The sequence below is a fragment of the Barnesiella sp. WM24 genome, assembly GCF_004570975.1.
In the GTDB taxonomy this organism is placed as follows: domain Bacteria; phylum Bacteroidota; class Bacteroidia; order Bacteroidales; family Muribaculaceae; genus Muribaculum.
In genome coordinates this window covers 264,674-284,242 of record NZ_SPPC01000002.1, presented here as the reverse complement: position 1 = coordinate 284,242, position 19,569 = coordinate 264,674, and the positions used below count along the sequence as shown (strand labels likewise).

Here is a 19,569-nt window from a genome sequence, read left to right as displayed (position 1 = left end):
CACAACCGATAACAATGAAAACTAAAATATTATTTGCCACTCTCTTTGCCGGCTGTCTCGCTCTTACTTCGTGCGATGACTTCCTGACTCAGCAGAACACTACCCAAGGTAGTGACGGCTCCTTTATCGACAATGACGGCGCTGTGCTTGCGACTACATCGCCTCTATATAATTATGTGTGGAACAGTTTCAACGAGAAGGCTTATTACAGCATGGGCGACGGACGTTCCAACAATATCACCGCGCGTTGGTCGGACTATATATATCCTTATACCAACTTTACTGAAACGTCACTCTCTCCGGGTCTTGAAGACTCATGGAATGCCTTCTATTCAGTAGTGGCGCAGTCCAATAATGTCGTGAACCGTATCCTTAATTCGGGTCCCGGTGCGTCAGAGGCGGCAAAGATTCAAGGAATGGCTGAGGCGCGTTTCATGCGCGGACTCGCTTACTGGTACATCGGCTCGCTCTGGAATAAGGCAATCATATATACCAATACTACCGATGCTGCCGCAAATCCCGTGCTTCCCGCTCATCGCGTGACCGATGTTATGGAATTTGCAATCCGCGACCTTGAGTATGCTGCTGCCAATCTTGCGCCTCAGGCATCTCAGGCAGGACGTGTGACACGATACAGCGCGTTTGGTCTTCTTTCACGTGTCTATCTTTCAATGGCAGGATTGACTACTGATGGCGCCTATGACGGCACCAATATCGCTGAAGACCATAACCGCGGAGTCAGAAACACCTATTACCTTGACCTCGCCCGCAAGGCTGCGCTCAAGTGTATTGAAGGCCCGGCAGAACTGATGGAAAACTACGGTGACCTTTTCGCTGTCAAGACATGGAACAACAATAAGGAGTCGCTTTTCCAGCTACAGTGGCTGCAAGGCTCTACCGGAGCTATCGGCTGGGGCTGTAACAATGCCATCTCTGCATTTTTCGGATGGTCTACAATGGTATGTGAGGTAAACTGGGGCAATGCCACCTATGCTTCATTTGACCTTGTACGCGCCTACGACAAGCAGGACCGCATACGCCGTCATCACACCATCGCCACAGTAGGGGAGTATTACCCTGACCTGAATGTCGAAAACGGCGGTTATACCTATAACGTCACTGAAAGCGACTATGCGAAGAAATGTAACGTAAAGAAGCACGTGATAGGAAAGCTTGACGACAACGGTCAGAGCTATCAGCAGTCATCGGGTGTCAACACTTACATGCTGCGTCTTGCCGAAGTGTATCTGAATCTTGCCGAGGCTATTCTTGGCAACAACGCTTCAACAACCGACGCTACAGCCCTTGAATATTTCAACAAGGTGCGCACTCGCGCCGGCATGCCCTCGCTGAGCCGCATCGACTATGACGCTATCCACTACGAGCGCCGTATCGAGCTCGCGTTTGAGGGTCAGTACTGGTATGACTTGCTTCGCCGTTCCTACTATATGGAGTCGGAGGTGGTGACTTACCTTAACCATCAGGACCGTAACGCAAGCTACGAGTGGAACGAAGAAGAGGAGTGCCAGTATGAAAAGACCGCCGACGCTACCGACGTAGACCAGGCTACAGTGGCTCGTCTTACTCTTCCTGTTTCCGATGTAGACGCCGGACGTAACCCCAAGCTCAAGGAAGCGCCTGTGGCTTACGAGTTTGGAGCCCGTGAGGTATCGGTTGAAGAATTGTATAAATAATATCATTAAGCAACAACATGAAAAGTTTAAAATATATATGGCTTTCAGCCCTTGCGGTCCTGTCGATAGGAATGGTCGCCTGCAATGACGATGACCCTTATTTTGACAAGGACAATGAAAAGACCACCCCTGTGGTAAACAAGGTTTATCTTGAGGATGTCAAGTCGTCGGTACCCGACCGCGAGGTCACTTATGCCCGTCTCGGTCAGATGATACGTCTTGAGGGTAGCGGCTTCATGGGCATCAAGAAAGTGTATGTCAACGGCTATGACACATATTTCAACCGTGCCTATGTCAGTGACAACTCGATGCTCGTCACTCTCAATGCCAAGACTCCTATTACTGACGCCGATGAGGCTGTCAGAAACACAATCCGTCTTGTGAAGGATGGCACCGAGGGTGTCTGTGAGTTTGAGATACGTGCGGCTTCTCCCTCTGTGACATCAATCAGCAACGCTATGCCGGTTGCCGGTCAGCGTGTGGTGGTCTATGGCGGTTCTCTTCAGGAAATCAGCAAGATTACCTTGCCCGGAGGATTGGAAATCACTGAAGGTATAGTAAGCGATGACAAAGATGGCGAGTGGTTCTCGTTTGTAATGCCGTCGGGAGTGACCGATGGTGGTCACATCACCGCTGTCGGAGCTAACGGTATCGCCCAGACTCCTGACTATTTCAATAATCGCAACTGCATGATTCTCGACTTTGATGGAGCCGGTGAACAAGGTTACTGGAGCTGGAAAGAAGATGGCTCGATGATCAATAGCGACGACCTTGCCGATGACCCGGAAGGTAAATATGGCAAGTGTTTCCAGCTTGTTCCCGACCGTCTGCTTGCCAATGGAGTTCCATCGGCAAAGCCGCGTGTCACCGAGTGCTGGACTGCCGGTAATGACAGTGATCTTGACGACTGGTCAAGAATGACTCAGTTTATCGCTCCCGAGACCTCGCTTACAAAGGTGGCGCTTCAGTTTGAGATTAATGTACCGGAACCCTGGGAAGGTACAGGTCAGCTCGAAATCGCGCTTATCAACAATTACAACTGGGCCGGTTACGGATCTGACGACCGCTATGGTCTCACATATTTCTATCTCCCCTGGCTCGGCACTGACGCTGAGGACAATCCCGCCTCAATTCCGTTTGTTACCGACGGATGGCAGACAGTTACGATTCCCTTGTCAGAAATCAACAAGTACAAGACTATATTCAGTGACAATGATGCAGCTGTCAAGCCTGTGTTCCAGGATGTCATAACCGACCGTAATGATGCAAGCTACCGTAACTTCGGCATGGGCTTTGTCAACAGTGACTTTGAAGTAGAGAAGGGCGGTGATGTGTTCAAGTTCAAGTCAAGTACCTTCAACGGTCCTAAGATTTACCTTGACAACTGGCGCATTGTGCCTTACGAGTTTGTGACAGTCTCTGACTATCCTGAAGATGAAGAAGAGTAATCATTTAAACCAAGAATCTTACAATGAAACTAAATAAAATTATATTCCCGTCAGTCGCGCTTGCCACTGTAATGTCAGGCTGCGATGACCAGATCATGGAGTGGAAGGACGGCGACCCTACCGTGGAGGTGTCAGAAATCCCTCTGCAGCTTGCTGAGCAGATAGCCCTTTACAAGCCTATCAAAGATTATATGGCGCAGTATCATCCCGAGGTCACAATCGGCCTGGGCATGGGTGCCGACATGTATCTCGACGATCCCGCCTACAAGGCGATTGTCGACGCCAACTTCACCGGAGTCACCCTCGGCAACGCCATGAAGATGGGCGCGCTGATGAAATCCAACGGCTCGCTTGACTTCACGACTGTCGACGAGATAATGGCTTCGTTGCCTGCCGACATGAAGCTTTACGGTCATAACATGTTGTGGCACACTCAGCAGCAGCAGACCTACCTCAAGTCGCTTATCGCGCCTGAGATGAAAGTTGAGGTCAGCGCAGGTGATGTATGTATAAACGTAGTTGGCAATTCTGATTTTGAAAACGGTAATGCCGACGGCTGGACAGGTCTGTGGGGTAAATATACCTATGCAGTTGAGCAGCCTGGTCATGAAAGTAATTATGCACTGCATTTCACAATGACCGACGAGACTAATGTAAACTATGACTGTCAGCTCTTCTGGCCTACCAATCTTGTCGTAGGAGAGACTTACGCTTATTCTTTCTATGTAAAGTCTGATGCTAATCTCGCTGTTCAGTTTATGGGACAAAATGAATCATATGGCGGAATATACAAGGATACGTTTACAGCAGGTCCTGACTGGACTTATTGTACCGGAGAATTTGTATATGACGAAAATAGCACTGCCGATATCTGCCGTGTGGGTATACAGTTTGGTGGTACGCCCGGCAGCAATCTATGGGTTGATGACTTTAAGTTTGGTCTTAAAAATGACGGCCCGCAGAATTTGTGCCAGAATGGTGATTTCTCTGCCGGTGATAATGGACTCGAAGGCTGGACTATTCAAAATCCCAGCGGCGGTGTTGAAACGGCACAGGTTGAGGATGCTCCTTCAGGCAACAAGAATGTACTTAAAATGGTGGCAAATGACGCAGTGGCAAATGCCTGGGATCTTCAGGTGATTTCTCCCGAGATTCCGATTATGTCAGACAACAAGGTCGAGCTGTCATTCTATGTAAAGTCCGATCAGGCGGGTCAGGGTCGTGTGTCATTCAGTAACGCACTTTCCAATCAGTGGCCTTGGATGAACTGGACCGGCTCACAGTCAAGCTGGACCGAGGCGTTTGAGACATCTACCGGATGGACTTATATACATGTAATCCTGCAGAACTTCAGCTGTAATTTTGTTGACGGAGCCACTACATGGCAGTTTAATCTCGACTTCGGTTATGTTCCCGGTGTGACTTACTATATCGACAATGTAATGGTGACAGAAGTCAGTGAAGAGCCTGCAAAGGCTAAACGCCGTGCAGGAGGTATAACCTATACTCTGAAGAGTGCTGAAGAGAAGCGCGCTATCCTTACCGATGCCATGGAGCAGTGGATCAAGGCTGTCGCAGAGCATGTCGGCAACCGCGTGGATGCGTGGGACGTAATCAACGAGCCTATCACTGACGGTAATCCCCGCTGGAGAGGTATCGACGGTGTGTTTGGCGGTACTGCAAGTGACGGCACTCCCGATGCCGAGCCTGTAGAGACGGAAGATGCGGGTCTTAACCTCAACTGGGCTTCAGATGCCGGTAACCAGCACTGGTACTGGGGTTACTACTTAGGTAAGGACTACGCTGTGAAGGCATTTGAGTTTGCACGTAAATATGCTCCCGATGCCAAGCTCTTTGTCAATGACTATAATCTGGAATCCAATCCTGCGAAGCTTGCCGAACTTGTCAAGTTTGTAAACTATATCGACCAGAACGGTCAGGCTAAGGTTGACGGTATCGGTACTCAGATGCACGTAAATGTCAACATCTCCAAAGAGCAGGTTGACGCGATGTTCCAGACAATGGCAGCGACAGGCAAGCTTGTCCGCATCACTGAGCTTGACGTGGCTTTCGGTGTTGAGGAAGGCAAGACTGTCACTCCGTCGGCTGAGCAGCTTATCGCTCAGGGCGAGACTTACCGCATGATTGTCAACTCCTACTTTGAGAATGTGCCCGCTGCACAGCAATCGGCAATTACAATCTGGACTCTTTCTGACAACAAGAAGGAGCATGAATACTGGCTGAAAGGCGACGCGCCCAATATCTTTGACAGCAACTATCAGCGTAAGGTGGCTTACAAGGGTGTATGTGACGGCATCGCCGGAACAAATATCGCCGACTCTTTCTCCGGTGATGACTGGAAAGGATTGCATGAATCAGAAGAGGAAGAAGCGGAATAATTGAATTACTAACCCTCCAAAATACGGAAGAACTAAGAATTTATAGGTTTTCAGTGAAAATTTTCCATGAAAAATGATTGGTGAAAATTATTAAAAATATAACTTTGCTGTTAACATAATCTTGGTTCTTCTGTATTTTGGTTTTTTATAATTAAGGATAATGAAAAGAGTAATCGCCGTGCTATGTGTGCTGGCATGTATTGTATCTGTTGCATCAGCTGCTGTTAACCTCCGTAAACAGGGGAGTGCCACGCAGCTTATGGTTGATGGCAAGCCGTTTATCATATTGGGAGGCGAGCTTGGCAACAGTTCGGCTTCATGCAATGCCGACATCGAACGCATCTTTCCCAAACTCCGCCGCATGAATCTCAACACGGTTCTTGTCCCCGTTTATTGGGACATGATCGAGCTGGCAGAGGGCGAGTATGACTTTTCACTTATCGACAAGACTCTTGAAGAGGCTCGTAAAAGCGGATTGAAAGTTGTGTTTCTATGGTTTGGCGCTTGGAAAAACTCAATGAGCTGCTATGCGCCGTCATGGTTTAAGGCTGACTATAAGAAATATCCGAGAGCATGCACTGCCGAAGGCAAGCCGCTTGAGATAGCGAGCGCCTTTTCAGAAAATGTATATAATGCCGACAGCCGGGCATTCAAGACGTGGCTTAATCATCTCGCCGCTGTAGATAAAGATGATACAGTGTTGATGGTGCAGATTGAAAATGAAATAGGTATGCTGGAAGACGCGCGCGATTATTCGTCAGCCGCAGAGCGGGAATATGCCAAGGGCGTGCCTGCCGGTCTTATCAGTTACCTTAAAAAAAATAAGAAATCACTTCATCCGCAGTTAATGTCGCGCTGGCGTGACAACGGGATGAAGAGCGAGGGCGGTTGGCGTGAAGTATTTGGCGACGACATCTATTCCGACGAGTATTTCATGGCATGGAACTATGCCCGTTATGTAGAGGGGCTTGCGAAGGAGGCTGAGGCTATACTTGGTCGCCCGTTGTATGTCAACGCCGCTATGAACAGCCGCGGCAGGAAGCCCGGGGAATATCCTTCTGCCGGTCCGCTTGCTCATCTTAAAGACATTTGGCATGCTGCGGCTCCCACTATTGATATACTTGCGCCTGACCTCTATGACAAGGGGTTTGTTGACTGGGTGGCGCAATACCATACTCCCGATAATCCATTGTTTATCCCTGAAATACGTCGTGGCGACGGAAATGCCGCGCAGGCGTTTTATGTAATCGGCGAGCATGATGCGATAGGGTTTAGCCCGTTCTCGATAGAAAACGGAAGCGACTCGCCGTCATCTGCTCCGGTGAAGGGATATGCAGCGTTGCAGGAGCTTATGCCCTTGCTTGCCCGTTATCAGGGCACGGGGCTGATGAAAGGGCTTTACTTTGACAATGACTCGACTGAGCGCATATTGCGTAATGACGGGATTAAGATAACTGCCAACCATTATTTCACCTTGCCGTGGGATCCGCGAGCCACTGACGGCTCTGAATGGATGCCTGTCGGTGGCGTCATTATCCGTCTCGCCGCCGATGAATATATTGTCGCGGGGACAGGCATTGTGGTTAAGTTTGAAAATGAGACTGAGAGCAGCGTGAAGCGTAATCTTGGCGAGGACGGCTTCTTGAATGCCGGTGCCGACCGTAATTCTTCGCCCGCGTGGGGCGGAGGCATGCGTGCAGGTCTTGCTTCAGTCGACGAGGTGGCTGTCAATCCTGACGGCTCATGGAGGTTTATACGCCGATATAATGGCGACGAGACCCACCAGGGGCGTCATGTCCGTATTGGCGTCGATGATTTTCAGGTATTGCATGTAAAACTATATCAATATAAGTAACAACCTTAATAATGAATTATTTAAAAGAGTATTTATCTATTACTGTGGCTTTGGCGATGTCATCGGTCGCTCTGCCCGTCGACGCACGGGTGCAGCTTCCGCAAGTGTTGTCGTCAGGGATGATTGTACAGAGAGAGGCTCCGGTCAGATTATGGGGTACTGCTGAGCCCGGAGAATTAGTGTCGGTTAAGGTGACCGATAAGAAAAATAAGCCCGTAGGTCAACGTAAGGGTGTAACTACAGTCGCAGGCGACGACGGCAAGTGGACAATTGAATTGCCGGCGCTCAAGGCGGGTGGTCCCTATACGGTGACGATTAATGACGTGACACTTGACGATGTGCTTTCGGGCGATGTGTTTTTGTGTTCCGGTCAGTCCAATATGGAGCTGCCTGTGTCGCGTGTGACCGACATGTTTGCCGATGAGATTGCCTCTTATTCAAGCAATGAGGTCAGGCAGTATTATCTTCCGCGTGAGGTGGAGTTTCACACTCCGCTTGAGGATACAAAACCGGCTGCATGGAAGCCTGCCACACAGGACAATGTGATGAAATTTTCAGCCCTCGGCTACTTCTTTGCCAAGGACTTGAATGAGCGTACCGGAGTGCCTGTCGGTATAATCAGCTCCAACTGGGGTGGCACCCCCGTGGAGGCATGGATAAGTGAAGAGTCACTTAAACCCTTTCCAAGGGCTATAAATGAGAAGCGCATATATGAAGATGATGCTTACCGTGCCCATATAAAGAAAGTCGAGGGTGAGAATTATGCCCATTGGGCTGCCGCGCTTTATGCCGGCGACCCGGGATTGCATGGCGAAAAGAAGTGGTTTGACCCGTCACTTGATGATTCGGGCTGGGCTACCGTTGACATAATTAAGGGTACCGTTACCGACGGTACGGTGACCGGAGACGATCTCCATAATGGATGGAGGGGCAACAGCTGGGCGAGCGACGGTCTTAATGCGGTCAACGGTTCTCACTGGTTTCGTAAAAATGTAAATCTTACAGCCGCTCAGGCGTCAGGCCCGGCCGTGCTGCGGCTTGGATGTATTGTTGACGCCGATTCTGTTTATGTCAACGGCACGTTTGTAGGCACGACTTCCTATCAGTATCCTCCGCGCATTTACAATGTGCCTGCAGGTGTACTGAAAGAGGGCGACAATAATGTGACAGTGCGTCTGTTCAGCCAGAATGGCAGAGGAAGCTTTGTACCTGAAAAGCCCTATAAGCTGATTCTTGGCAATGGCGACGAGAAGAGCCTTGAAGGGGAGTGGCGTTATCGTCTTGGCGCACCTATGGTTCATGGTCCCGGCATGGAGTTCTGGTGCTATAAGCCTGTCGTGTTGTACAACTCCATGATACATCCTCTTGTCAAGTTGCCGCTTGCCGGAGTCGTGTGGTATCAGGGCGAGTCCAATGTAGGCCGACGCAATGAATACGGCGCCCTGCTGAAGACCATGATTGCCGACTGGCGCGGAGCCTTTGGCGACCGGGAGCTTCCTTTTTATATAGTCGAGCTTGCCGACTATCTCCATCCCGATGACAAAGCCGGAAGGGCAGCATGGGCTGAGATGCGTAAAGTTCAGGCAAAAGTTGCCGAGGAGACACCCGATGCGGTGCTTATCCACAATTCCGACCTTGGGGAGTGGAATGACATTCATCCGTTGGATAAAAAGACCTTAGGCGGTCGTGTCGCTGATGCGGTGACCCTCCGCAACGGCAAAAAGTAGTATGTTATTGACCTTAGATAAAAAATGAATATGGATACACAGTTAACAATGAATGGAAATAATGCAGCTGCTGCAGGAAGCAAAGGTTTCTATAAGCTTGGCTGGACGCAGCGTATCGGTTTTGGCGCCGGTGACCTCGCGCAGAATCTGATATATCAGACGATAAGCATGTATCTGCTGTTCTTCTATACTAATGTATATGGACTTGAACCGGCAGTCGCTGCAATCATGTTTTTGATAGTCAGGATTGTGGACGTGATATGGGACCCGTTGGTAGGGACATTTGTCGACAAGCATGACCCGAAGCTGGGTAAATACCGTGCCTATCTTGTGCTTGGCGGCATTCCGTTGACCGGTTTTGCCATCCTATGCTTCTGGAATGGATTTTCAGGCTCACTTCTATATGCCTATGTGACCTATGTCGGGCTATCGATGTGCTACACGCTTGTCAATGTGCCTTATGGCGCGCTTAACGCGTCGCTGACACGTGACACCAATGAAATCACGATACTTACTTCTGTAAGAATGTTCATGGCTAACGTGGGCGGTCTTGCAGTTGGCATGGGAATTCCTATCATTCTTAAAATTTTTGACCCTTCCGAGACCACCGACCTTTCTTCAAGTGACTCGGCATGGTTTATTACAATGACTATCTACGGAGTGATTGGTCTTGCTCTGCTGATATTCTGCTTCACGCAATGTCGCGAGCGTGTGGTCATGGACAAGTCGGAGACTGAAAATGTCAAGGTCTCTGACCTGTGGCTGGAGTTTGTGCGCAATAAACCGTTACGTGTGCTTGCATTCTTCTTTATCACTGCATTCGGACTTATGGCGATAAGCAATTCGGCGGGCGCTTATTATATCAACTATAATCTTCACGGCTCAGCCGACCAGCTTTCCATATTCATGGGACTTGGCTCGATACCGGCGTTCATCTTTATGCCGATGATTCCTAAGATTAAGCGGATGGTAGGCAAAAAAGGCATGTTCTATATTTTTCTTATGACTGCCGTTATAGGAATGGGACTGCTTTACATGATTTCTATGATTGATGCGCTCAAGGAGCATATGTGGCTCGTGTATGTCGCTCAGTTCATCAAGTCGACCGGTATAATCGTTGCCACAGGCTATATGTGGGCTCTTGTGCCGGAGGTGATTTCTTATGGTGAATATACCCACGGCAAGCGTATCTCCGGTATTGTAAACGCCTTGACCGGTATATTCTACAAGGCGGGCATGGCGCTTGGAGGCGTGGTGCCGGGACTAGTGCTGCAGTTTGTGCATTTTGACATGGAGGCACCGGTGCAGACTCCATTTGCCGAGCAGGGTATACTCTGGCTCGTGTCGGTGATTCCTGCCGTGTTGCTTCTGCTTGCGATGTTCATCATCTCTAAATATGAGCTTGACGATGACCGTATCGACAGCATTAATGCCGAGATTGAGCGTCGCCACAAAGCTTAAAAACAGTGATTGGCTATCTTAGTTATATATAATATTTAGTACAGGTTTATGAAAAAAACAGTTTCATCGATGTTGGTTGCTGGAATGGCAATCCTGGCGATGTCGACGACATCGTGTTCGCAAAAAGTGGAGGCGGAGCCTACACTTAAAGAGGCGTTTAAGGATAATTTTCTTATGGGAGTGGCTGTAAACGCCGATCAGGTCGCCGGTACCGACTCTCTTGGAAAAGCGTTGGCGGCGAAACATTTTAATTCGATAGTGGCAGAAAATGTCATGAAATGCGAAAAGATTCATCCTCAGGAGAATGAATACTTCTGGGATGATGCTGACGCCTTTGTGAAATTCGGTGAGGAAAACGGCATGTTTATAATCGGTCATTGCCTTGTATGGCATTCGCAGTGTGCTCCCTGGTTTCTTGTGGATGAAAATGGCAATGATGTTGATGCCGAGACCTTGAAGCAGAGGCTTCGCGACCATATTTACACCGTTGTCGGACGGTACAGGGGCCGGGTAAAAGGCTGGGATGTGGTAAATGAGGCTATCGTGGAAGATGGAAGTTACCGTGACAGCGGTTTTTACCGCATACTGGGCGAAGAGTTTATTCCGCTTGCATTCCGCTATGCCCATGAAGCCGACCCCGATGCAGAGCTTTACTATAATGATTACGGCATGAATGTGCCGGGTCGTCGCGAGACAGTGGTGAAGATGGTCAATGACATGAAGCAGCGCGGGTTGAGGATAGATGCAATCGGCATGCAGGGACACATGGGCATGGACTATCCTTCCATAGATGAGTTTGAGCAGTCAATCGAGGCTTTTGCCTCCACCGGATGTAAGGTCATGATTACCGAATGGGACATGAGCGCGCTTCCCACTCTTACCCGCTCGGCAAACGTAGGCGACACTATCGCGTCGCAGCAGAGTCTGAATCCCTATCCCGACGGACTTCCCGAGGAAGTGTCCAGGGAATGGAATGAGCGTATGGACAAGATGATGGCGCTTTTTGTGAAACATTCCGACGTGATTTCTCGTGTTACAGCCTGGGGTGTAAGCGACGGCGACTCGTGGAAAAATGACTGGCCTATGGCTGGACGCACTGAATATCCTCTTCTCTTTGACCGCAACTATGAGGTCAAACCCTTCCTTATAAAATATCTTGAATCAGATAATAAGTAATTAAAAGCAATACAACGATGAAAAAAATGAGATATCTTGTACCCGGTGATTACATGGCTGACCCGTCGGTACACGTGTTTAATGGCAGAGTTTATATTTATCCTTCTCATGACTGGGACAGCGGCGCAGGGGAAAATGACAATGGCGACCACTTCGAGATGAAGGACTATCATGTGTTTTCGACCGATGATGTCATGGAAGGCGAGGTCGTTGACCATGGAAAGGTGCTTGACCTTCAGGATATACCCTGGGCGGGACGTCAGCTTTGGGACTGTGATGTAGCTGAAAAGGATGGAAAATACTATATGTATTTCCCGATGAAAGATAAAAACGATGTGTTTCATATAGGAGTGGCTGTTGCCGACCGTCCCGAGGGACCGTTTATCCCGCTTCCCGATCCTATGCGTGGCAGCTATTCGATAGACCCTGCCGTGTTCAAGGAAGGTGATGATTACTTCATGTATTTTGGCGGTCTGTGGGGTGGACAGCTTCAGCGCTATCGCGACAACAAAGCTCTTGAAGAACCGCATCTCGAGCCGGATGACGCGCCTGCCATACCGTCGCGCGTCGTGCGTCTTAGCAAGGATATGCTACAGTTTGCAGAGGAACCCCGCCCGATTGTCGTGCTTGACCCTGCCACGGGCAAGCCGCTGACCGCCGGCGACAATACCCGCCGTTTCTTTGAGGCATCATGGATGCACAAGTACAATGGAAAGTATTATTTCTCTTACTCTACCGGCGACACTCATCGTCTTTGCTATGCGATAGGCGATAATCCTTACGGACCGTTTACCTATCAGGGATGTATCCTTACTCCTGTTGTCGGCTGGACTACCCATCATGCTATCATAGAGCATAAGGGCAAATGGTATCTTTTCCACCACGACTGTGTGCCTTCGGGTGGTAAGACATGGTTGCGCAGCCTGAAAGTGACCGAGCTGGAATATGATGCCGATGGCAGAATAATTACAATTGAGGGTGGAGGTACAGGTGATGAATAAGTATATATCAACCTTTATGACTATAGTTGCCGGCATGCTTTTCAGCATGTCGGCAATGGCATATGACGGGTCGCGATTATGGCTGCCTGCTGCCGTCGACGGACGGCACGATGTGTCGGTAAAACTGGAGGCAAAAGGCGAGTCGGCTTCTATTGCCGCTCAGGAATTGCGTGACCACTGGCGAGGCGGTGACGTGGTTCTGAGGGAGAAACGCGACAAGTCGCTTGGTAAGGAGGGCTACCGTATTGTGCCCGGGGACGCCAATGTTACCGTTACGGCAAATTCCGGAATCGGACTGCTATATGGCGCTTACCATCTGCTGCGCCTACAGTCGACGGGTGCGACACCGGACACCACCATTGTCGAGACTCCTGCATTTGACATGAGAGTGCTGAATCATTGGGATAACCTTGACGGCACGATAGAGCGTGGTTATGCCGGTCGCAGTCTCTGGAAATGGGATGAACTGCCTGACGTGATTTCTCCCCGTTATAAAGAATATGCGCGTGCCAACGCGTCGGTCGGCATTAACGGAGTGGTACTGAACAATGTCAATGCGTCATCTCGTATTCTGTCGCGGGAGTATCTTGAAAAAGTCAGGGTTCTTGCCGATATTTTCCGCCCTTACGGAATAAAGGTGTATCTTTCCGCTAATTTTGCCGCACCGATGCAGCTCGATTCACTGCCGACCGCCGACCCTTTGGATAAGGATGTCATTAAGTGGTGGAAAAGAAAGTGTGAAGAGATTTACGGGCTGATTCCCGATTTCGGCGGATTTCTTGTAAAGGCTAACTCTGAAGGGCAGCCGGGTCCCTGTGACTTCGGGCGTAGTCACGCCGAGGGCGCCAATATGATGGCGCGGGCGCTGCGTCCTCATGGAGGTAAGGTTATGTGGCGTGCATTTGTCTATTCAGCCAATGATGCCGACCGTGCAAAGCAGGCTTACCTTGAGTTTAATCCGCTTGACGGAATGTTTGATGACAATGTGATTGTGCAGATTAAGAACGGCCCGATTGATTTTCAGCCGCGTGAGCCGTTCAGCCCTCTTTTTGGAGCGATGCCCTCGACTCCACAGATGGCGGAGCTTCAGATTACTCAGGAATATCTCGGACATGCCAATCATCTTGCCTATCTTGCCCCGATGTGGGAGGAATTTTTCGGTTGGGTAAAGCCGGAGTCCCTGAAAGCTATAGCCGGAGTGGCAAATGTCGGGGATGATGACAACTGGACCGGTCATCCGATGGCTCAGGCTAACTGGTATGCTTTCGGGCGTCTTGCCTGGAATCCGATGCTTACAAGCAAGGCAATCGCGCAGGAATGGCTGCCGATGACAGTCTATGAGACCGCTGAAATCCCTGCCGGGGTAAAAGAGGGGCTTGAAGAGATGATGCTGGTAAGCCGTGAGGCTGTCGTCGACTATATGATGCCTCTCGGATTGCATCATCTATTTGCTTTTGGTCATCATTATGGACCTGAACCATGGTGCAATCCGGAAGGAGCAAGTCCTTCGTGGCTTCCGTCTTATTACCATCGAGCCGATTCTGCAGGTATCGGGTTTAACCGTTCTCCTGCGGGAAGTGATGCTGTGGCACAGTATCCCGAGCCGTATCGTACGCAGTATGCCTCGGCATCTACATGCCCTGATGAACTCTTGCTTTGGTTTCATCATCTGCCGTGGGATTACAAGATGAAGTCAGGCGCCACGCTGTGGGACGAGCTGTGCCGTCACTATGAGCATGGCTGCAACAAGGTCAGCGACATGCAGAAAGCATGGTATGCCGCTGCTCCTTATCTGGATTCCTCGCTCTACAAAGACGTTGAGCGCAGACTTGCCACACAGGCGCGCGACGCCCAATGGTGGAAAGACGGTTGCCTGCTTTATTTTGGCGAATTTTCGGGTATGCCGTTGCCTGATGACGTGACTGCACCTGTGCATACTCTCGAATCTCTGCGCGGAATCGACCTCGGTATCACCAATTATGAATCACCGTCGGCAGAGCTCCTTGACTCCAAAAGATGATAAGCCCCGGCCTTAGAGGCTGATGGAGGTTGCCTCCACCGGCTCTGAAAGAAACAGGCTTGCCGATTCGGAGAACTTGTCGGAGCTCTCGGTAGTCAGATAGCGGCATGTTGCATTTTTACTGCAACGTGCCGCCATTTCTTTATGGCGGTCAAGATAGTCGGCAAGACTGTCGGCGACAATAGCTCCTTGGGAAAGCACCTTCACGCCTTCGGGCACATATTTCTCTACCTTGTCTTTCAAGAGAGGGTAGTGGGTGCATCCCAATATCACGGTGTCAATTGCCGGATGCTTTGACATGAGCGCCTCTACATCGCGTTTTACGAAATAGTCGGTGCCGTCGCCCTGAGCCTCTCCGTTTTCGACAAGAGGCACCCACATGGGGCATGCCTGGGAGTATGTCCTGAATCCGGGATACAGCTTCTCGATTTCCATGTCATAGCTGCGGCTGCGCACAGTGCCCGGAGTGCCGACGATGCCTATGTTGCCTGTCGATGTTATCTCGCCAATCTTCTCGACTGTAGGGCGTATAACTCCGAGCACTCTGCGCGCAGGGTCGATTGCCGGCAGGTCATTCTGCTGGATTGTGCGCAATGCTTTTGCCGAAGCAGTGTTGCATCCGAGTATCACGAGGTGACATCCTTGGGAAAAAAGATAGTTTACGGCTTCAAGAGTGAAGCGGTAGACGATATCAAATGAGCGTGTGCCGTAGGGTGCCCTTGCATTGTCTCCAAGATATATGTAATCATATTGAGGGAGCTTGCGGCGTATCTCGTCGAGTATTGTCAGACCCCCGTAGCCGGAGTCGAAAACACCGATTGGTCCCGGTGATGAACTGAGTGTTGTCATGAGGTAAAAAATTAATGCCGTACCCCCTTTGAGGTACGGCATTCTTATTTTTTTCGGGGTTTATTGATGCTGTCTTTATTACTTGATGTTAAGACGGGTCTTTACAAGAGGAGTGACGTCGGTAACGTCAGTTCCGGTGTAAAGGGGCATAACGCTCTCGAAGATAAATGTCATGCCGTTTTCTTTACCTACTGCATCAATTGCCTGATGTACTTTTTCCTGAATAGGAGCATAAGCGGCTTCCTGCTGACGCTGGAGGTCCTGAGTAGCTGTTGCGTGGAACTGCTGCATCTTCTGTTCAAGTTCCTGGATTTCCTGGATGCGGCGCTCCTTGATTGACTCGGGGGTGTCAGCCGCGAGACCCTGAAATTCGCTGTATTTCTTTTCAGCTTCCTCGCGGAGCTTCTGGAATTCGTCTTCGTAACGCTTTGAAGAGGTGGTAATCTGTTCCTGGGCGGCCTTGAACTCGGGCATAGCCTCAATGATTGTCTGAGAGTTTACCACACCAAATTTGGGAGCTTGAGCTACTGCAAGCATCGGGAACGCTACAAGGATAGCGAGCAAAATTTTTTTCATCATATTGAGTTGTGTAATGTTAAATTTTTCTATAGATGTTAATTTGATATTGCAAAGATAAGAAACTCGGTTCATATATACTAATCAAAGTCTTTAAAATATGTTTTATGCCGCTTAGTTGGCATATCCCATCTTTGCAAGAACCTCGTTGCTGACATCAATACGGGGCGACGCGTAGATGATATTGGCTGATGAGGCGCGGTCAAATATACATTGGTAGCCTCTCTCGTCGCTTACTTTCTTGACCGCATTGTAGATTTCATCCTGGATAGGCTGCATGAGGCTCTGACGCTTTTTGTAAAGTTCGCCTTCCGGACCGAAGTATTTGTAGCGAAGCTCGGTGGCTTCCTTTTCCTTGGCTACTATCTCTGCTTCTTTCTTGGTTTTCTGTTCGTCGGTCAGAAACACCATGTCGCTCTGATAGTTCTTATACATTGTCTGCGCCTCTGTGGCTTTTGCCTCGACCTCTTTCTGCCAGCGTTGCGAAATCTGGTTGAGCTGTTCGTTTGCCATTTCATAGGCGGGTATATTTTTAAGGATATACTCCATGTCGATAAGCGCGAATTTCTGTGCAGAAGCTCCAAATGCGAAAGCTATCATCATAAAGAGCGCTAATGTCATCTTTTTCATGTGCTGTCAATTAAATGGTTATGATAATATGACGCTTTTATCAGTATTTAGTTTAGTCAAGTTGTGATTTTTTTTAAAATTCCTGACCGAGTATGAAGTGGAACTGGCTTCCGCCTTTCTTTCCAAACACGGTGTCAAAACCATATGCCCAGTCAATACCCATCATGCCGACCATAGGCAGGTAGATGCGGACACCGGCGCCGGCACTTCTCTTCAGGTCAAACGGCGAGAAGTTTTTAACTTCGGTCCAGGCGTTACCTGCTTCAAGGAATGTAAGTCCGTAGATGGTTGTGGACTGTGAAAGCATGAAGGGGAAGTGAAGCTCCATGCCGACACGTGCATAGGCGTAGCCTTCTTGTCCATAAGGAGTGAACTGTCCGTTCTCGTAACCGCGCATGGCAATAGTCTCTGTCGCGTAGGTATAGGAGCCTGACATGCCGTCACCACCGACGTAGAAGGTCTCAAACGGTGATTTCAGCCACTTGTTGTAGCTGCCGAGCAGACCGAAGTCGGCGCGGGTCATGAACACCAGGGTCCACTTTCCGTCAGGATCAGTCAGCGGAGTGTAGGTGCGCGACTTTATGCGGAGTTTCCAGTATTCAATCCATTTATAGAGCTCCTTGCGTGATTGTACGGTGTTCTCTTTAGAAAGCTGCTCCCAGTTCTTATGGCGGTTGAAGAGTGATGCGGGAGGCGTCATCTGTAGATTGACGGAGAATGTAGATCCGCTACGGGTATAGAGCGGGTTGTCTATTGAGTTGCGTGACAAGGTGAGTCCGAGCACAATAGAGTTGGAGACACCGTTGTTCATGTAGTAGAGGTAATCCCAGTTTTTAAGGTAGTACCACTGGTAGCTGAGGTCGGCCTGGAAGGTGAAGAAGTCATCGGGCCAGCTTAGACGCTTACCGAAACCGACAGTCACGCCCACCATCTGCAGCACCTTGTTGGGGTCGTAGGCATTTTCATATGAGTTCTGGTAGTAATCAGAGTAGCTGCTGCCGTAGCCGTAACCGTAACCGTATCCTCCATAGAGGTAGGGGTTATACCAGTTGTTGTTGTAATAAGATGAGTTGATACCTGTCTGGCGTGCATAATATGCCGATACAGAGAATGAGTTGGGGCGTTTGCCGCCAAACCACGGGTCAAGGAACGACACAGAGTAGCTCTGATAATACTTGGCATTGGTCTGCGCGCTTATGGTGAATGTCTGACCCTCTCCCTGCGGTATCAGACCCTTGTAGGTTCCGGGTCGGAATAGATTCTTTATTGAGAAGTTGGTGAACTTCAGGGCAAGTTTTCCGATAAGACCTGTCTGACCCCATCCGAATGACACTTCCACCTGGTCATTTGCCTTTGACTCAAGATTAAACAGGATGTCTACCGTTCCGTTTTCCTCGTTGGGTTCAGGGCGTATATCCATTGTTTCGGGGTCAAAGTGTCCGGTCTGTGCGATTTCACGGGCAGAGCGCATAAGGTCGTCTTTCTTGAAGAGCTGACCCGGCTTTACACGTAATTCACGGCGCACCACCTTTTCATAAAGTCGGTCGTTACCGTTGATGATTACATTGTTGATTGTCGCCTGCGGACCCTCAAACATGCGCAGCTCAAGAGCGATCGAGTCGCCTTCGATATTCTTTTCTATCGGGACGAGCTGATAGAAAAGATAACCGTTGTTCATGTACAGGTTGGCTACCGCGTCGTCGTCGTCGGTGATGCGCTTGTTCAGGAGTTTCTGGTTGTAGACGTCGCCGGGGCGTATGTCAAGTATTCTGTCAAGCACATCTGTCGGGTAGATTGTGTTGCCTACCCAGTCGATGTCGCTGATATAATACTTCTTTCCTTCCTCGACATCAATATAGACATCGACAGTCTTGTCGTCATAGGGGACAACGCTGTCTTTAAGGATTTTCGCGTCGCGATAGCCCTTTTCGTTATACTTCTCTATGATGAGGTCAAGGTCGTTTTCAAAGTCGCTCTCGACAAATTTCTTCTGGCGGAACAGGTTGATAAGCTTGTTTTTCTCGTTGGTTTTCTTCATTGTGCGCTGAATGGCATTGTCACTCAGCACCTCGTTGCCTGAAACATAGATTTTATGGACTTTAACCTTGTTATGCTTGTCGACAATGATGTTTACAATGTTTTCATTAGGCGCTGACAGGTCTTCTATCTGGTCAATCCTTACAGTGGCGTTTCCAAATCCTTTGTCGGCGAAATACTTCTTGATTATCGCCGTTGCGCGGTTCACGAGGTTAGGCGTAATCTGATTGCCTTTCATCAGCTGCAGGCGCTCCTCGATGTCCTTTTTCTCGCCGTTGCTCATGCCGTAGTAGTTGATCGCCGATATGCGCGGCTGTGGCTTCAGGGCATATTCGAGCCATGCCTTGTCGCCTGCGATTTTCTCGACTTTAATCTGGATGGTCGAGAACAGGCGTTGACGTGCAAGGCGTTTGGCGGCATTGGTGATTTCCGGTCCGGGTATCTCTATGCGGTCACCGACATTAAGACCGGTGTAGCCTATCACAATATAGTCTTCGTAATTGGGCACACCCGTCACTTTTATGCCTGCAATCTGATAGGTCTTCGGCATTCCGGAGTAGATGACTGTAGGGTTATATATGGTGTCCACAGGCTCGTCGTAAAGTGATTTTACCTGAGCCGAGACACTCATTCCAAGCATTGTTGTCAGTATGAAGAGCAGTCTTAAACGCATAATCTGATGTAGTATATAAAAAT

General features: G+C 49.4%; 13 protein-coding genes. 9 read left to right on the top strand and 4 right to left on the bottom strand.

All coding sequences use genetic code 11. The features are described from left to right. The first annotated feature begins 14 nt into the window (after positions 1 to 14). The 9 genes from E4T81_RS03045 (at position 15) to E4T81_RS03005 (ending at position 14,781) form a co-directional block, all read left to right on the top strand. Positions 15 to 1,694: a RagB/SusD family nutrient uptake outer membrane protein gene (locus E4T81_RS03045; protein ID WP_135041255.1), complete on the top strand. Its 1,680-nt coding sequence runs from the start codon at positions 15 to 17 to the stop codon at positions 1,692 to 1,694. 17 nt (positions 1,695 to 1,711) lie between these two features. Further along, the gene (locus E4T81_RS03040) at positions 1,712 to 3,142 is read left to right on the top strand and encodes a glycan-binding surface protein (RefSeq protein ID WP_135041253.1); all 1,431 of its coding nucleotides are present in this window, start codon (positions 1,712 to 1,714) and stop codon (positions 3,140 to 3,142) included. 23 nt (positions 3,143 to 3,165) lie between these two features. Beyond that, positions 3,166 to 5,541: an endo-1,4-beta-xylanase gene (locus E4T81_RS03035; protein ID WP_135041251.1), complete on the top strand. Its 2,376-nt coding sequence runs from the start codon at positions 3,166 to 3,168 to the stop codon at positions 5,539 to 5,541. Positions 5,542 to 5,701: 160 nt separating this feature from the next. After that, positions 5,702 to 7,396 (top strand): DUF5597 domain-containing protein, encoded by a 1,695-nt coding sequence (locus E4T81_RS03030; RefSeq protein ID WP_135041249.1) that lies wholly within the window; start codon positions 5,702 to 5,704, stop codon positions 7,394 to 7,396. An 11-nt stretch (positions 7,397 to 7,407) separates the two neighbouring features. Continuing rightward, the gene (locus E4T81_RS03025) at positions 7,408 to 9,123 is read left to right on the top strand and encodes a sialate O-acetylesterase (RefSeq protein ID WP_135041247.1); all 1,716 of its coding nucleotides are present in this window, start codon (positions 7,408 to 7,410) and stop codon (positions 9,121 to 9,123) included. 30 nt (positions 9,124 to 9,153) lie between these two features. Then, entirely contained in the window at positions 9,154 to 10,584 is a 1,431-nt protein-coding gene (locus E4T81_RS03020; protein ID WP_245206996.1) for an MFS transporter, read from the top strand. 48 nt (positions 10,585 to 10,632) lie between these two features. After that, positions 10,633 to 11,760, top strand: a complete 1,128-nt coding sequence (locus E4T81_RS03015; RefSeq protein ID WP_371683027.1) for an endo-1,4-beta-xylanase — start codon at positions 10,633 to 10,635, stop codon at positions 11,758 to 11,760. Positions 11,761 to 11,777: 17 nt separating this feature from the next. Then, on the top strand, positions 11,778 to 12,761 hold the full coding sequence (locus tag E4T81_RS03010) for a glycoside hydrolase family 43 protein (protein ID WP_135041245.1): 984 nt from the start codon (positions 11,778 to 11,780) through the stop codon (positions 12,759 to 12,761). Next, positions 12,754 to 14,781, top strand: coding sequence for a glycoside hydrolase family 20 zincin-like fold domain-containing protein (locus E4T81_RS03005; RefSeq protein ID WP_135041243.1), 2,028 nt, complete (start codon positions 12,754 to 12,756; stop codon positions 14,779 to 14,781). The genes E4T81_RS03010 and E4T81_RS03005 overlap by 8 nt, the downstream gene beginning before the upstream one ends. Positions 14,782 to 14,793: 12 nt before the next feature. On the opposite strand, the gene murI is transcribed toward E4T81_RS03005, so the two are convergent. The 4 genes from murI to E4T81_RS02985 form a co-directional block, all read right to left on the bottom strand. Further along, complete coding sequence (gene murI, locus E4T81_RS03000; RefSeq protein ID WP_135041241.1) at positions 14,794 to 15,630, bottom strand: glutamate racemase; 837 nt, start codon at positions 15,628 to 15,630, stop codon at positions 14,794 to 14,796. 78 nt (positions 15,631 to 15,708) lie between these two features. Continuing rightward, a complete protein-coding gene (locus E4T81_RS02995; RefSeq protein ID WP_167761612.1) occupies positions 15,709 to 16,209 on the bottom strand; it encodes an OmpH family outer membrane protein in 501 nt (166 codons plus the stop codon). A 111-nt stretch (positions 16,210 to 16,320) separates the two neighbouring features. Then, positions 16,321 to 16,836 carry an OmpH family outer membrane protein gene (locus E4T81_RS02990; protein WP_135041237.1) on the bottom strand — a complete coding sequence of 172 codons (516 nt, stop codon included), beginning with the start codon at positions 16,834 to 16,836 and terminating at the stop codon, positions 16,321 to 16,323. A gap of 73 nt (positions 16,837 to 16,909) precedes the next feature. Continuing rightward, entirely contained in the window at positions 16,910 to 19,546 is a 2,637-nt protein-coding gene (locus tag E4T81_RS02985) for an outer membrane protein assembly factor (protein ID WP_135041235.1), read from the bottom strand. Positions 19,547 to 19,569: the final 23 nt, after the last annotated feature.